Annotated in this window: 14 protein-coding genes; all 14 read right to left on the bottom strand. The window is 60.8% G+C overall.

Going from position 1 to position 15,664, the window contains the following annotated elements:
* Position 1: 1 nt before the first annotated feature.
* Entirely contained in the window at positions 2 to 598 is a 597-nt protein-coding gene (locus tag WG936_RS00710; RefSeq protein ID WP_339563504.1) for a riboflavin synthase, read from the bottom strand.
* A 12-nt stretch (positions 599 to 610) separates the two neighbouring features.
* Positions 611 to 1,624 carry a bifunctional diaminohydroxyphosphoribosylaminopyrimidine deaminase/5-amino-6-(5-phosphoribosylamino)uracil reductase RibD gene (gene ribD, locus WG936_RS00715; protein ID WP_339571842.1) on the bottom strand — a complete coding sequence of 338 codons (1,014 nt, stop codon included), beginning with the start codon at positions 1,622 to 1,624 and terminating at the stop codon, positions 611 to 613.
* A 1-nt stretch (position 1,625) separates the two neighbouring features.
* Positions 1,626 to 2,294 carry a ribulose-phosphate 3-epimerase gene (gene rpe, locus WG936_RS00720; protein WP_339571843.1) on the bottom strand — a complete coding sequence of 223 codons (669 nt, stop codon included), beginning with the start codon at positions 2,292 to 2,294 and terminating at the stop codon, positions 1,626 to 1,628.
* Positions 2,295 to 2,308: 14 nt separating this feature from the next.
* Complete coding sequence (locus tag WG936_RS00725; protein ID WP_339571844.1) at positions 2,309 to 3,817, bottom strand: RsmB/NOP family class I SAM-dependent RNA methyltransferase; 1,509 nt, start codon at positions 3,815 to 3,817, stop codon at positions 2,309 to 2,311.
* Positions 3,807 to 4,751: a methionyl-tRNA formyltransferase gene (fmt, locus tag WG936_RS00730; protein WP_339571845.1), complete on the bottom strand. Its 945-nt coding sequence runs from the start codon at positions 4,749 to 4,751 to the stop codon at positions 3,807 to 3,809. Before fmt ends, WG936_RS00725 begins: the two co-directional genes overlap by 11 nt.
* 6 nt (positions 4,752 to 4,757) lie before the next feature.
* Positions 4,758 to 5,264, bottom strand: a complete 507-nt coding sequence (gene def, locus WG936_RS00735) for a peptide deformylase (protein ID WP_339563499.1) — start codon at positions 5,262 to 5,264, stop codon at positions 4,758 to 4,760.
* A 74-nt stretch (positions 5,265 to 5,338) separates the two neighbouring features.
* Entirely contained in the window at positions 5,339 to 7,360 is a 2,022-nt protein-coding gene (locus WG936_RS00740; protein WP_339563498.1) for a primosomal protein N', read from the bottom strand.
* A gap of 16 nt (positions 7,361 to 7,376) precedes the next feature.
* Positions 7,377 to 8,603 carry a methionine adenosyltransferase gene (gene metK / locus WG936_RS00745; protein WP_339563497.1) on the bottom strand — a complete coding sequence of 409 codons (1,227 nt, stop codon included), beginning with the start codon at positions 8,601 to 8,603 and terminating at the stop codon, positions 7,377 to 7,379.
* 55 nt (positions 8,604 to 8,658) lie between these two features.
* Entirely contained in the window at positions 8,659 to 9,882 is a 1,224-nt protein-coding gene (coaBC, locus tag WG936_RS00750; RefSeq protein ID WP_339572022.1) for a bifunctional phosphopantothenoylcysteine decarboxylase/phosphopantothenate--cysteine ligase CoaBC, read from the bottom strand.
* Positions 9,883 to 9,954: 72 nt separating this feature from the next.
* A complete protein-coding gene (gene rpoZ / locus WG936_RS00755; protein ID WP_339563495.1) occupies positions 9,955 to 10,242 on the bottom strand; it encodes a DNA-directed RNA polymerase subunit omega in 288 nt (95 codons plus the stop codon).
* 90 nt (positions 10,243 to 10,332) lie between these two features.
* On the bottom strand, positions 10,333 to 10,911 hold the full coding sequence (gene gmk, locus WG936_RS00760; RefSeq protein ID WP_339563494.1) for a guanylate kinase: 579 nt from the start codon (positions 10,909 to 10,911) through the stop codon (positions 10,333 to 10,335).
* 5 nt (positions 10,912 to 10,916) lie between these two features.
* A complete protein-coding gene (mihF, locus tag WG936_RS00765; RefSeq protein ID WP_339563493.1) occupies positions 10,917 to 11,243 on the bottom strand; it encodes an integration host factor, actinobacterial type in 327 nt (108 codons plus the stop codon).
* A 229-nt stretch (positions 11,244 to 11,472) separates the two neighbouring features.
* Positions 11,473 to 12,312: an orotidine-5'-phosphate decarboxylase gene (gene pyrF / locus WG936_RS00770; protein WP_339571846.1), complete on the bottom strand. Its 840-nt coding sequence runs from the start codon at positions 12,310 to 12,312 to the stop codon at positions 11,473 to 11,475.
* A gap of 1 nt (position 12,313) precedes the next feature.
* Positions 12,314 to 15,658 (bottom strand): carbamoyl-phosphate synthase large subunit, encoded by a 3,345-nt coding sequence (carB, locus tag WG936_RS00775; RefSeq protein ID WP_339571847.1) that lies wholly within the window; start codon positions 15,656 to 15,658, stop codon positions 12,314 to 12,316.
* Positions 15,659 to 15,664 lie beyond the last annotated feature (6 nt).

Genomic DNA, 15,664 nt, shown 5'->3' on the forward strand with positions numbered 1-15,664 from the left:
CTTAGCTCTGCTTGGTGCCGAGCATTCTTTCCACGTATTTAGCGATGACGTCTACCTCCAGATTGACCACCGCCCCAATTTCCAGCTTCCCGAATACAGTCTCTGCAAGCGTCACCGGGATGAGGGACACTTCAAAAAAGTCGGCGCCAAGGGTTGAAATAGTCAGTGACGTTCCGTTGATGGCGATGGAGCCTTTTTCCACAACGTAGCGGCTGAGCTGCTCCGGGAGGGCAAAGCGTAGTACATCCCAATGCTCCGAATGCTTGCGACTCAGTAGCGTGGTAGTGGCATCGACATGGCCTTGCACAATGTGGCCGTCGAGACGCGCGTTCACTGACGCTGCACGCTCGAGGTTGACGCGATCTCCCACCCGCAGGGTGCCCAGGCTGGAACGGTTGAGCGTCTCCAGCATGCAGTCCGCGGAAAACTGGGTGTCACTGAGTTCTGCGATGGTCAGACACACGCCGTTCACGGCGATCGAGGCACCCAATTGCGCATCACTAAGTACCGTGCGTGCGCTGAGGGTTAAGCGAATAGAATCACCCAAATCGTTGATCTCGGCTACGGTGCCCAGTTCTTCAATGATGCCCGTGAACATGTCTATTGCCCTCTACTTCCCTGCGACGTCGGCCACAATGAGCACGTCGTTTCCTAATTGTTCAACCTTAGCCAATTTAAGCCGAATCAGGTCTGAAATGCCTGTCTCGCCCGTCAGGCTCAGCACCATCGGCGCGAGTCCCGCCCCCAAAAGTGCTGGGCTGATGTAAGCGTGTAGCTGGTTCACGAGCCCCTGTTGGAGCGCGCCACCAACTAGCGTCGGTCCCCCCTCGATCAAGATGTCACGCGCACCGGCTTCCCAGAGCGCATTCAGCGCCTGCGCCAAAGTGTCAAAGCGCGCTACGTCAGCGGCCACCAAGTGCGCATCGGCAGGCAACGCCCGCTTGCCGACGACCACCCGCCGGGGCTGCTTCGGATAGAGATTCCCGGTTTCCTCCCGCGCGCTCAGTCGCGGATTGTCGGCGAGTACGGTTCCTGTCCCAACGATGATCGCGTCTCTGAGCGAGCGGTCTCGGTGGGCGTGAGCGCGAGCCTGCTCGCCCGTGATCCATTGGGAGCTGCCGTCCTGCGCGGCTGAATAGCCGTCTAGGGTGCTCGCGGTCTTCACCGTCACGTGTGGGCGTCCGGTTCGGACCGAATGCAACCACGGCTGGAGCGCAGCTACCTCGATGTCGAGGAAGGTCGTCGCAACGCCGCAGTTACGCAGGTATTCCGCACCGCCGGCTGCCAGCGGGTTCGGATCTGCTGTGGCGTAGTACACCTCGGAGACACCGGCGGCCACCAACGCATGCGAGCAGGGCCCTGTCCGCCCGGTATGGTTGCAGGGCTCCAGCGTGACCACGGCACTGGCGCCACGCGCACGCGCACCCGCGTTCCGGAGTGCTACAACCTCAGCGTGTTCTCCCCTGCCCTGCCCTGGTGGTTGCGTCGATCCAGTGCCCAGCAGCTCACCCTCGGGGCTGATGATCGCGCAGCCCACCGGCGGGTTTGGCGAGGTTGTGCCCCGCACATGATCCCCCGCCGCCAGCGCCGCGCTGAGGGCTAAATCAACTGCTGTTGCGTCCACGCTATGACGCCAGTGCGCGCAGTTCTTCGATGGCCGCAGCCGGATCGGCAGCGCCATATACTGCAGATCCCGCGACGAAAGCGTCGCAGCCAGCTGCTGCAGCTTGGGCGATGGTGTCCTTGTTGATGCCGCCGTCGATTTCAATCAGGGTGCTCAGGCCCTGGCCGTCGATTAGTTCCCGCAGCGCTCGGACTTTATCCAGTTGCTCCGGCATGAAGCTCTGGCCACCAAAACCGGGTTCAACGCTCATGACCAGCACAAGATCGAACTCGGCGATGATGTCGAAGTAGTCCTCGATGGGAGTTCCCGGACGTAGGGAAAAACCGGCCCGAACCCCTAGCTCCTTCAGTCGGCGCGCGAGTGCAACCGGCTCCGAAGTGGCCTCTACATGGAAGATCACACAGGAGGCTCCCGCGGCGACGTAGTCCGCCACCCACTGCTCTGGATTCTCAATCATCAGGTGCACATCAAGTGGCTTATCGGTGCAGCGGTGTACTGCCTTGGTGACGTCCGCGCCGAAGGAGAGATTCGGCACGAAATGCCCATCCATCACATCCACGTGGATCCAATCCGCGTTGTCGGTGGCGCGGAGCTGCTCACCAAGGGCGGAGAAATCCGCCGCCAGGATGGAGGGAGCGATGATGGGGCGAACGAAGTTATCTACAGGCATGTTCTCCATCATATCTAGCTTGGGCGCTGCAAGATGGCGAAAAACATCGCATCCGTCCCATGACGGTGGGGCCACATCTGCACCGACTTCTCAAATCCCGCATCCGTCATGCCACAGGCAAGCTCGTGAGCATCCAGCTCCACTACCCCTAGTTCAGCAGTTGCCCGCTCCACCACCTCACGCGTCTCCCGAATGTCCGGCGAGCATGTGGAGTACACGACCACGCCGCCTGGCCGAACGAGGTTAATGGCCGAGCTGAGCAATTCGAATTGGAGGGTGCTCAACTCAGCGATATCGCCTGGCTTCTTCCGCCAGCGTGCTTCCGGGCGTCGGCGCAAAGCGCCAAGACCGGAGCAGGGGGCGTCGACAAGCACGCGGTCATAGCCCGGGCTCAAACCCGGGTCACGGCCGTCCGCGACGTGAACCTTGACCGGTAGTTCCCGGACGATGTTCTCTATCAGGCGGGCGCGATGCGGTGCGACTTCCACAGCGTCCACCTGGGCACCGTCAATGCGGGCCAGCGCCCCAATCAGCGCGGCCTTACCGCCCGGCCCGGCACAGAGGTCGAGCCAGCGGCCCTGATCTGGGCCGATCACGGGCGCCTCCGCGAGTGCGCGCGCAATGATCTGACTGCCCTCGTCTTGGACGCCCGCCAGCCCTTGGCGCACCGCTTCTACCTGGCTCGGGTCCCCGCCGTCCAAATACACGGCATAGGGAGAGTATTTTCCCTCGGTTCCGCCCGACATCAGGGCAAGCTCCTCTGCGGAAATCTCGCCCGGGCGCGCCACCAAGTGCACGACGGGACGCTCGGAGTCTCCGACCAAGGCTGATTCGAGCTCTCCTTCGCTAAGCATCTTGGCAAAGCTCTCCACAATCCACTGCGGGTGCGCGGTACGAAACGCAAGTGCCGCGGTCGGATCACTGGGGGTGAGGTCCGCCAGCCACTGCTCCGGAGTTTTGCGGGTGATGCCACGCAGGATCGCGTTGGCAAAGCCTTTGGCGCGCTCATGGCCGGTACCTTCGACCATGCGGACGGTCGTATCTACCGCAGCATGCGGCTCAACCCTGGTGTACAACACCTGGTATGCGCCGAGACGCAGCGCATCCGCGATCTCCGGCTCGATTTCGCGGAGTGGCCGGGAGCTGGCGGCGTCGATTACCGTGTCAAGCACCCCTTGAACGCGCAGGCTGCCGTAGGTAAGTTCGGTGGCAAAAGCAGCATCGCGCCCCGAAAGCTGCTGCCCCCGCAAGGCCTTAGGCAACAACAGGTTGGCGTAGGCTTCGTCGGCACGCACCGCCCGGAGCACCTGGAAGGCCACAGCGCGGGGCTTATCGACGCCGGCAGCAACAAGCCGCGACACCAAATCGTCCTTGTTACGCTGCCGTGTGGTTCCCGTAGCCCGGGACTTAGGGCGCTGCTGAGACTTGTTCGACTTCGACTGCGTGGATTTTGCACTTGCAGGCTGAGGCTGGCCACCTTGCTTTGTGCGGGCTCGGAAACCCCCGGGATTATTAAGACTCATGCGTAAACACCGTATCCTCACCTAGCTGTGCACCGCGTGCCCAATCGGCCGCGCGCATCATCTTCTTTCCTGGCGGCTGGATTGCCTCAATAACCAGGTCATTCGTTCCGGTACCTACGCGTACCTCAGTCTTGGACACCTGTAGCTGCCCTGGCCGGAGCGTGTCTTCCTCGGTGCGCAGGACTGTCCCCACCTTGTAGCGCTGCCCTTCCAGGGCGGTCCACGGGCCGGGTGCGGGCGTAAATGCGCGGATCATTCGATCGATAGCAAAATCTGGGGTGTGCCAATCGATCTGGGCATCGTCCTTGGTGATCTTTGCGGCGTAGCTCGCTTCACCGGCCTGTGGGACGGCGGAGAGCTGGCCGGCCGCTAACCCATCCATGGTCGCCACGAGCAGGTCACCACCGACGTCGGAAAGCCGGGTGAGCAGGTCCTCAGAAGTATCGCTCGGTTTAATGGCCTCAGTGACTGTGCCGAAGACTGGCCCGGTATCCAGGCCTTCCTCGATACGGAAGGTCGAGGCACCGGTGACATCGTCACCGGCTTGAATGGCTGCCTGGACCGGAGCTGCGCCACGCCAGGCCGGCAGCAGGGAGAAGTGCAAGTTCACCCAGCCGTGCGGGGCGATATCAAGCAGATCCTTGGTCACCAAGTTGCCGTAGGCCACCACGGGAATGCAATCGGGTTGCAACTCATGCAAACGGGTACGGATTGCTTGTCCATCCGCAGTATCAGCCTTCAACGAGGTCGGTTTGAGCACCTCGATGCCGTGCTCAGCAGCAAGTTCTGCCACTGGAGAGGGATGAAGCGTGCGTCCCCGCCCCTTCTTCGCATCCGGTCGGGTCAGAACCGCCACTACCTCATGCTCGGAAGCAAGCAGCTTCCGTAGGGCCGCGACCGCGGGTTCTGGTGTGCCAGCAAAAATCAGACGCATATGTTCCTACTTAAACCACTCGGAGTTTCGGATTTCAGCCATTGCTTCTTTACGCAGCTCTGGGGTCAGTCGCTTGAGAAACAGCACCCCATCCAGGTGATCCGTTTCGTGCTGCACGCATCGGGCCAGCAGGCCCTCGGCCTCAAAGCTCACCGCTTCCCCATGCTTATCCACGCCACTAACTGCAACGCGCTCATAGCGCTCCGTATCCTTAGAGATGTCCGGGATGGACAGGCAGCCCTCAATCCCAAGCTGCATCTCCTCGCCAATCGGCTCCCATACTGGATTGACCACATGTCCCCGCGCCCCTGGCGTCTCGTGGGAACAGTCGTAGACAAACACTCGTCGAGTAACCCCGATTTGGTTCGCGGCCAAGCCGACGCCCTGGTAATGATCCATGGTCTCGAGCATGTCCTCGATGAGTGTAGCGAGAGAATCGTCGAACACGGTGACCTCATCGGCCTGCGTGCGCAGCACCGGGTCACCGAACATGCGGATGTCACGGATTGTCATTGGGGGTAGCCATCTCCTTGTCATGAGCCTTTGGTTGTCCGATTCATCTTAACCCGCGCAGGCAGCCACCCCGGCTAACCGATATTGATCGGGTCAACCTGCACCCGCAACGGAGTCTGATCCTTCAGCGCTGCACGCGCCACCAGCCCGGCCCGCAAGGCCTCACCTAACTCGTTGCGGGGCCCGAGCGGTACCCGCACGAGATAACGCTGTGGCGGGCCAAAAGTGTCCTCATCGTAGGTACCCGGCAGCGTGACTCCTACCGGAAGATCGACCGGTCCGAGGACCTCCGCCGCGTCCGGCAACTCCAGCAGTTCAAGATAGGCCTCCACCGAACGAGTAGGGCCGTCCACCACTGCCATATGGACCGTCGGCGGCAGCGAAACCTCCTTGCGCTGATAGAGCTCTCCACGGGCAGCCCACACTGGGTCCCAACGCACCAAGGCCTGAACAACCTGTAAAGCGCTATCGGCAACCACGACGACTTCCCCGCCCTTGGTGTGTGACTGCACCAGTGCCGCAGCACCCAGCCACTTTGCCAAGGCATCTTCATTGGCACGCAAATCTTCCCGCCCCAACAGCGCCCAGGGATCCAGCAACAAGGCCGCCCCATAGCCACCTGGGACGGGCGGCTCCGCGCCGGGCGTAGCGACGACAATGGCAGGCCCCGCGGGTACTTCTTCCAGAATTCGGGAGCCCCCGGAGGCCAACACTTTGACTCCGGAGAATGCGCGACCTAGCTCTTCCGCAGTCCGCTCATTGCCAAGCACTACTGCACGAATTTTCCCAGAACCGCAGTTGCCGCAGCGAAATCTCAGTTCGGGGCGGCCGCACCAGCGGCAGGTGATCACCCCTGGCGAATCGCCCGTTGCTGTTGGTACGCCGATCGGGCCGTTGCAGTGCCGGCAGCGCGCTGGGGCTCGACAAGTGCCGCAGCTCAGCGTGGGCATATACCCCTTCCGCGGAGTTTGCACGAGCGCCGGCAACCCGCGCTCCAGGGCGGCACGTACCGCCTCGTAGCCGATCCGCGGGATACGGGAAGACCTAGCTCTAGGGTCGCGCTCGAGTTCCGCATCGCTATCTCCCACCGCACGGATGCGCGGCATATGCCTGCGTGCCGTATCCCGCGCTGCGACTACGTCGTGTGCCCACCCGGTTTCCACCAGCAGTTGGGTTTCGGCACTGCGGGAATATCCGCCCAACAACAGCGCGCAGGCCGATAGCTGACTCTGCGTAGTCAACACCTCTCGGGCGTGCGGATAGGGAGCACGGGGATCAACCAAGTTCTCATCGTGATCGAACATCAGCGCCGCCAGCCGTAGATTCTGCACCGGGGCAAAGGCAGCACTCCGGGTGCCAATGACGATGCGGGCCTGACCATGCAGAATTGCTAAAAATCTGCGATAGCGGGCCTGCGGGCCCAGCGCCGCAGTCAATACCGTAATCTGCTTGGCACTAACATGCTCACGGAGGGCCTGCTCAAGCCTGTCGACATCACGTTGATCAGGAAGAACAATGAGTACCCCACCGCCGTCGATAGCAGTCTTTGCCGCCAGTGCGGCTAAGGAGCGCTCCCACGGTATCCCCGGGCACACCTGCCAGGCTGCGCGTGCCGTCGCTCCGGCGAGCACTGCATCGACAAAGGAAGGCCCATGGACGTAGCTGGCCCAATCGGACATGTCAGGTTCCTGCGTCGCACCAAGTTCCGGCCAGGGCGCGGTCGTATCTGCGCTTTCTGCGCCCGTGTGGCGGGCAGGTATCGCCGAGCGGATGACATCGGAACGCGTGCCGGCATAGCGCGCACACAACGCCTCTACGAGTGCTGCCGTCTGTGGCGGGTAGACAATGTCCGGGGAGATGACGCGCTCCAACCAAGCCAGTTGTCCCTCATGATCGGACTCTGCGAGTCTTTCGAGCAAGATGGCGTCGACAAGCCTGCCCGCGAAGCGGATCCGCAGTCGGACACCGGGGCGCGCAACTTCATCCAGCTCGGTGTCCACCCGGTAGTCGAAGGTGCGATCTAGATGGGCAAGCCCCAATAACGGCAAAACCCGCGCCACAGGCAAGTGCGCGGCTGCGGTGCGGGTCTTGGGCATAGCCATGGATTTTACATTAGATGCCAGCGGCGGTGCGGAGTTGCTCGACGCGGTTCGTCTGCTCCCACGGTAGGTCGAGGTCGGTGCGACCAAAGTGTCCATAGGCGGCGGTCTGCGCATAGATCGGACGCAACAGATCTAGCTCACGGATGATGGCGGCCGGGCGCAGGTCGAATACCTCGGTGACGGCTGCCTGAATGTTCTCATCACTAAGGCCTGCACATGCGGTGCCGAAGGTCTCCACATACAGTCCGACTGGCTTGGCACGGCCGATAGCATAGGCCACCTGGACTTCTGCGCGCTTGGCGAGCCCTGCTGCAACGATGTTCTTAGCCACCCAACGCATCGCGTAGGCTGCCGAACGATCCACCTTGCTCGGGTCCTTGCCGGAAAAGGCACCGCCACCATGGCGCGCCATGCCTCCGTAGGTATCCACGATGATCTTGCGGCCTGTCAATCCCGCATCGCCCATCGGACCACCGGTAATGAAAGAGCCCGAAGGGTTGACCAGCAAGTTCAGGTCATCGGAAACATAGTCTGCTAGGCCTGCATCCGCAATGACCCAGTCCACCACGTGTTCCTGGAGCTGCTCCCGCAACCACTCTTGGGTGCAATCTGGGTCATGCTGCGTGGAAATGACGACGGTATCCAAATGCCTCGGCTGGTCATCTTGGTCATAAGCGAAGGTGACCTGAGTCTTTCCGTCCGGACGCAGCTTTGGCACGATGCCCGTTTTACGAACCTGCGTCAATCGACGCGCTAGGCGGTGCGCCAGCGCGATCGGCAGCGGCATGTATTCCGGGGTCTCATCAGTGGCGTAGCCGAACATCAAGCCTTGGTCGCCGGCACCGGCACGGTCATCGTCTTCGATGTCGTCGCCGCCATTGCGGGCCTCCTGAGAGTTATCCACGCCAGCGCCAATTTCTTGGGACTGCTCACCAATGGCTACGGTGACACCGCAGGTGGTGCCGTCGAAGCCGACTTCCGAGCTAGTGAAACCGATTTCGCGAAGTTTGGTGCGCACTAGCGTCGGGATCTCTACATAGCCGGAGGTGCGTACCTCGCCCACAATGTGAACCAGGCCCGTGGTGACAACGGTTTCCACTGCAACGCGAGCTTGTGGGTCGACGCTGAGTAGTGCGTCCAGGATCGTGTCCGAGATGGCATCGCAGATCTTGTCCGGGTGGCCTTCGGTGACAGATTCACTGGTGAACAGCCGGACTGCCGAATGTGCGTTAGTCAAGGTGCTTCTTTCAAGAGTAGTGTAATCAACTGCACCCCACAGTAGACCAAGCTGTCTAAGAAGGCAAAATTTTCACTATCTCATCGATGATTGCGTCAGCGACCTCGAACTTCGTCCCATTCGGCACTTCGACCGGGTCCTTCGCGGGTGCCAACAACCATCCTGCATTGTCCAGCTGACCGAACACTTTGCCGAGTCCGACCTGATTGCACATCAGCAAGTCGCAGCCCTTGCGAAGCAGCTTTGCCTGGGCCAACTCCAGTGGCTCATGATCAGCCGAGCCCGTCTCCGCGGCGAAACCGACGATCACGCTCTCCCCCAGCTCCCCGGCCGTGCGCCGACGCACAGTGCTCGCCAAAATATCTGGGTTTTCCACGAGTTCAAGTCGCATAAGGGCATCATCATCCTGCCCCTTCTTCATCTTCGCATCCGCCTCCGCGGCCGGCCGGAAGTCCGCCACCGCCGCCGCCATGATCATGATGTCCGACGTAGCAGCACGCTTCTCGACGGCAGCAGCCATCTCCCGCGCCGACACCACCCGCACTACGTCCACCCCAAGCGGAGTATGCAACTGTTCCGTATGCCCCGCAATGACTGTGACAGCTGCCCCGCGTTGCGCCGCGATCTCGGCCAAAGCGAACCCTTGGCGACCAGAAGATCGATTGCCCAAAAAGCGCACCGGATCCAGGTTCTCCTGGGTACCACCGGCGGTGATTAACACCGAGCGCCCGGCTAGGTCGCGCTGCAGCGGACCCCGTGCGGACACGGTCAGTGCGAGATTGGCTATTTGCTCTGGCGCTGGCAGCCGCCCCGGACCGGAATCCTTACCTGTCAGTCGCCCGTGCGCTGGGTCTAAGACAGTGATGCCACGAGAGCGCAGCACTTCGACGTTATGAACGGTGGCGGGATTGCACCACATCTCGGTGTGCATTGCTGGGGCGATCACCACCGGACAGGTAGCCACTAAGCAGGTGGCGGTGAGCAGATCGTCGGCACGACCAGCAGCCAAACGTGCCATGAGATCAGCGGTCGCCGGGGCAATGACAACAAGGTCCGCTTCCTGGCCTACACGGACATGCTGCACTTCCGAGACGGCATCGAACACGGTTGTCGAGACGCGGTTGCCCGACAGTGCCTCGAACGTGGCCGCGCCGACAAAATTCAGCGCTGCAGGGGTGGGCACCACGGTGACATCGTGGCCCGCTTCCTTAAAAAGGCGCACGAGCACACAGGCCTTGTACGCGGCGATACCGCCGGCTACTCCAACAACGATCTTCATCTGTTTAGACACGACCACTAGCCTACCGGCTCTAGAAACACGAAAGGCGCCCTTTCGGGCGCCTCTTAGGCTTTAGCCTTCTTCGTGGTCCAACATGCCACGGTTAATTTCTCGCAGCGCGATGGACAGCGGCTTCTCCTGTGGTTCTGGAGTAACCAGTGGGCCGACGAATTCAAAGACTCCTTCGTCCGCCTGCTGGTAGTAGCTATTGATCTGGCGAGCGCGCTTGGCGGCGAAAATCACCAGAGCGTACTTGGAAGAAACCTTATCCAGCAGCTCGTCGATCGGTGGATCCGTAATACCCACTGGCTGGTCAAATACTGCAGCAGTGGTGGCGTTTTCGTTGCTCACTTGGGTCACAAACACCTTTTCAAAGGTTGAAAGATATGGGTATAAATAATGCGGGCTTCTATCTTAGTCAGCCCGCATCTCATTTCGCTAATCCTGCTGTTAGCTGGGACTTCCTAGCAAAATGTTGCTTATCGCTGCCACGGCCTCGTCCACGTTGTCATTAACCACAACGTGATCGAATTCTTCTTGAGATGCGAGCTCAAGCCGGGCCGTTTCAAGGCGACGAGCGATAACGTCTTCAGCTTCAGTTCCCCGACCCGTCAAGCGTTCCACCAGCACTTCCCAAGAAGGAGGCGCGAGGAACACAGTCTGAGTCTCGGGCAGTGCCTGCACCACGTTGCGCGCACCTGCAAGGTCTACCTCTACGAGCACGGGACGCCCCGCCTCGAGAGCCTCGAGCACGGGACCCGCTGGGGTACCGGAGCGCTGCAAACCGCCGTGAATATCTGCCCATTCGAGCATTTCACCACGGTCGATGTGTGTCTGAAACTCTGCTGGGGAGACATAGAAGTAGTCCACCCCATGTACTTCTCCGGGCCGTGGCGCACGAGTCGTCATGGATACGGAAAAGTACAGACCGGGAACTTCGTCACGAAGGCGATGAACAACCGTCGACTTTCCGACGGCGGAGGGACCTGCAAGTACTACCAGGTTGCCCCGAGTGTTATCGCCGGTCATGTGGATTAATCGTCCTCGGAGAAGCCGAAACGCTCAAGCAGTGCACGGCGCTGACGGTCACCCAGGCCACGCAGACGGCGGGTCTGAGCGATCTCGAGCTCTTCCATGATCTCCTTAGCCTTGACCTTGCCTACCTTTGGCATAGCCTCGAGCAGTGCGGAAACCTTGGTCTTGCCAATGATCTCGTTGTCCTGAGCCTGGTCAAGAACTTCCTTCAGGTTGGTACCACCGCGCTTGAGCTTTTCTTTCAGCTCAGCACGTGCCTTGCGGGCCTCAGCGGCCTTGGCGAGGGCTTCTTTACGCTGCTCGTCAGTCAACTTTGGAAGGGCCACGGGTTCCTCCGATTCAAATAAATTTACAGTTTCTGGGCACCAGGATGGTGCGGTTTTCTTGCCACTGAAAACCACGGCAAAGATAGTGTTATTGCCAGTTTTCAGATTAGCTTCGATCAGTCTAGCACTACTTGGGCAAAACCCGTGGTGACACGGGAATAACTGCATGTCGTTAAGCGCCAACATAAGAAAATAGACCCGGGATTTTCCCAGGTCAACTATCGGTTTGTTAGTTCGTTATGGCAGGAAAATCCCTGGCGGCGCGCAGCGCAGCCGCACGCAACTTCTCCACATCCGGCCCAGCTTTGAGTACCGCACGCGAGATATTTGGGATCGCCATGGCCTCCACGCCGCGCGCCAGGCGCGCCACGTCCTCTGGGCCACCACCCTGCACGCCTACGCCCGGCATGAGCACAGAGCCACCTAGACGAGACAGGTCGGGGGCCTTCGCCAGCGTTGCACCGACAACGACGCCTACATTTCCCGGGTTGCTGCGGCCACAGTGCAGCGCATTGATCGCGCCTACTTCATCGACGATCTGTTGCGACAGCGTTAATCCAGCTGCATTCCGGTTGTCCTGAACCTGCTTGCCCTCCGGGTTCGAGGTCGCTGCAAGGACATACACGCCCTTTCCATGCGAGTTTGCCAGCTCGAAAGCGGGTTGCAGCGCGCCCACGCCCAGGTAAGGCGATACGGTCACTGCGTCGCAGACCAAGGCAGATTCCGGGTGCAGCCAGGCCATCGCATAGGCGGCCATCGTGGACCCGATATCGCCACGTTTGGCGTCGGCAAGCACCAGCGTGCCCTTTTCGCGCAGCCCAGCGATGGTGTCCTCAAGGATCTCATACCCCTTGGCGCCGTAGGCCTCGTAGAACGCGATCTGTGGCTTCACCATGGTCACGGTGTCTCCGAAGGCCTCCACACAGATCCGGGAAAACCGGGCCACCCCTTCGGCGGATACCGGAAGTTGCCAGGAATCCAAGAGTGAAGGGTGCGGATCAATTCCCACGCAGAGGCGGCCACGCTGGGCAGCTACCTCCAATAGTCTGCTACCAAAGGTTCGTTGCATACTATTTTCCGCCTACCGAATGATCGAGTTCTTGCAAGGCGCGCACACCAAGTTCACCAGCGCGCAGCGCCTCAATTCCCTGCACTGCGGCAGTGACCCCCTGAACGGTGGTGACCAGTGGCACGCCCGCGTTGACCGCGGCCGCACGAATGTCATAGCCATCGTGACGGGCACCAGCGGAGCCTGCCGGGGTGTTCAGGATGAGATTGATCTCACCCGAGTTGATCTTGTCCACGATGGACTTAGCACCCGGGTTCTCCCGCGCCTCACCCTGCTTCAGGACGGTCTCACATGGCACGCCATTGCGACGCAACATCCCGGCGGTACCGGAGGTAGCCAGGATCTGGAAGCCCAAAGACGCCAGGCGCTGAATCGGGAAGATCAAGGTGCGCTTATCGCGGTTAGCTACCGAAACAAAGACAGTGCCCTCGGTGGGCAGCTCGCCGAAAGCTGCAGCCTCGGCCTTGTTGTAGGCCGCACCGAAGTTATCAGCCAGGCCCATGACTTCGCCGGTGGATTTCATCTCAGGGCTGAGCAGAGAGTCAAGCATCGTACCGTCTGGGCGGCGGAAACGATTGAATGGCAGCACAGCTTCCTTGACAGCGATGGGTGCGTCCAGTGGCAAAGAACCACCGTCATGATCGCTTGGAATCATGCCTTCGGCGCGTAGTTCGGCAAGCGTTGCCCCCAGAGAGATCCGGGAGGCTGCCTTAGCTAGTGGCACGCCGGTCGCTTTGGACACGAACGGTACGGTGCGCGAGGCGCGCGGATTCGCCTCGATGACGTAGAGGATGTCGTCCTTGAGGGCGAACTGCACGTTCATTAGGCCCTTCACACCGATGCCGTGCGCGAGCGCCTTAGTGGATTCCCGCACCTTGTTGATGTCCTCGATACCAAGCGTCATCGGAGGCAAGGCGCAGGCCGAGTCACCGGAGTGAATACCGGCTTCCTCGATGTGCTCCATCACGCCAGCAAGGTAGACCTCTTCCCCATCGCACAGTGCGTCAACGTCAATCTCGATCGCATTATCCAGGAAGCGGTCCACGAGGACCGGGTGGTCCGAGGTGATCTCGGTGGCACGCAGAATGTAGTCCTGCAGCGAGGCTTCGTCGTAGACGATCTCCATACCGCGGCCACCCAACACGTAGGAAGGACGGACGAGCACTGGGTAGCCAATCTCGTCAGCCACGTCACGAGCTTGTTCGAAGGAAGTAGCGGTGCCAAACGCAGGAGCAGGCAAGCAGGCCTTGCGCAGTACTTCGCCGAACTCGCCACGATCCTCGGCTAGGTTGATGGACTCCGGGCTAGTGCCGACGACCGGAACCCCAGCGTCACGGAGCTTTTCAGCCAACCCGAGCGGGGTCTGTCCGCCCAGCTGCACAATGACGCCCGCCACAGTGCCGGACTGGCATTCTGCGTGGTAGACCTCCATGACGTCTTCAAAAGTCAGTGGCTCGAAGTAGAGTCGGTCCGCGGTGTCGTAGTCGGTGGAGACGGTCTCTGGGTTGCAGTTGACCATGACGGTCTCGTATCCGACGCGGGAGAGCTCCAGCGCTGCGTGCACACAGGAGTAATCGAACTCGATGCCCTGGCCAATGCGGTTCGGGCCGGAACCCAAGATGATGACCTTTTCCTTCTCCGTCTGTGGCGCAACCTCAGACTCAGCTGCCGGGTCCATCTCATAGGCCGAGTAGTGGTACGGGGTCTTCGCCTCGAACTCGGCGGCGCAGGTGTCCACTGTCTTGTACACCGGCCGAATTCCCAACGACCAGCGCAAGCGGCGAATGCCGTCCTCACCGGCGAACTCGGGGCGTAACGCCGCAATTTGACGGTCGGACAGGCCAAGGAACTTGGCCCGCCGCATCAGCTGCTCGTCGAGCACGGGGGCGTCGATAAGCTGTTGGCGAAAGTCAACCAATGCCTTCAGCTCGCCGAGGAACCATGGGTCGATCCCCGAGGCCTGGTATACCTCGTCGATGCTTGCGCCGAGACGGAGTGCCAGTTCAGCATCGTAAAGTCGGCCTTCGGTCGGACGCTTGAGGTCCTCCAGGATGGCAGCAACGTCAGTGGCGCGCTCACCGGCGAAGCTTTCGTCGGAAACGGTCCAGAAGCCGGCCTGCTTGTTCTCTAGGGAACGCATGACCTTGCCCAGGGCGGCGATGTAGTTGCGCCCCAGCGACATGGCCTCGCCCACGGACTTCATCGTGGTGGTGAGGGTGTCATCGGCGCCGACGAACTTCTCGAAGGCAAAGCGTGGTGCTTTAACGACGACATAGTCTAGGGTCGGCTCAAAAGCCGCTGGCGTGACGCCGGTGATGTCATTGGTGATCTCGTCCAGCGTGTAGCCGATGGCCAGCTTCGCTGCGATCTTTGCGATTGGGAAGCCAGTGGCCTTCGATGCCAGCGCGGAGGAACGAGACACGCGCGGGTTCATCTCGATGGTGATGATGCGACCATCATTCGGGTTGATGGCGAACTGGATGTTGCAGCCGCCAGTGTCCACACCCACTTCCCGGATGATGGCAATGCCCTGGTCACGCATCAGCTGGAACTCGCGGTCGGTCAGCGTCATCGACGGTGCTACGGTGACCGAGTCGCCGGTGTGAACACCAAGCGCATCAACGTTCTCGATGGAACAGACCACAACCACGTTGTCGCTGCCATCGCGCATCAGCTCGAGCTCGAATTCCTTCCAACCGAGGATAGATTCCTCGATGAGGACGTTGGCTTCCGGGGAGGCTGACAACCCGCCACCGGCAATGCGCTCCAAGTCTTCGTCGTTGTACGCAAGACCGGAACCCAGCCCGCCCATGGTGAAGGATGGACGTACCACCACTGGCAGTCCGAGCTCTGCGACAGCCTCGTGTACTTCATCCATGTTGTGGCAGACGCGGGAGCGCGCGGACTCGCCGCCGATTTTGGCCACGATGTCCTTGAACATCTGGCGGTCCTCACCACGTTGAATTGCCGGGATGTCGGCGCCGATGAGTTCTGCGTTGTACTTCTCCAGCGATCCGCGGCGGTCCAGTTGGATCGCGGCGTTCAACGCAGTTTGACCACCCAGGGTCGCCAACACGGCATCGATGGGATGGCCCTGCTCGATTTCCTTCTCAAAGATCTTCTCGATGTACTCCGGCTGAATTGGCTCGACGTAGGTGTGGTCGGCGAATTCCGGGTCCGTCATGATGGTGGCCGGGTTGGAGTTGATCAGTGTTACCCGCAGGCCCTCCGCCTTCAGGACGCGGCAAGCTTGGGTACCGGAGTAGTCGAATTCACAGGCCTGGCCGATGACGATCGGGCCGGAACCGATGACCAGGACGTGCTTAATATCAGTGCGCTTTGGCATGGTTTA

Origin of the sequence: Corynebacterium sp. H127, from assembly GCF_037482665.1 — a bacterium.
Lineage (GTDB): Bacteria > Actinomycetota > Actinomycetes > Mycobacteriales > Mycobacteriaceae > Corynebacterium.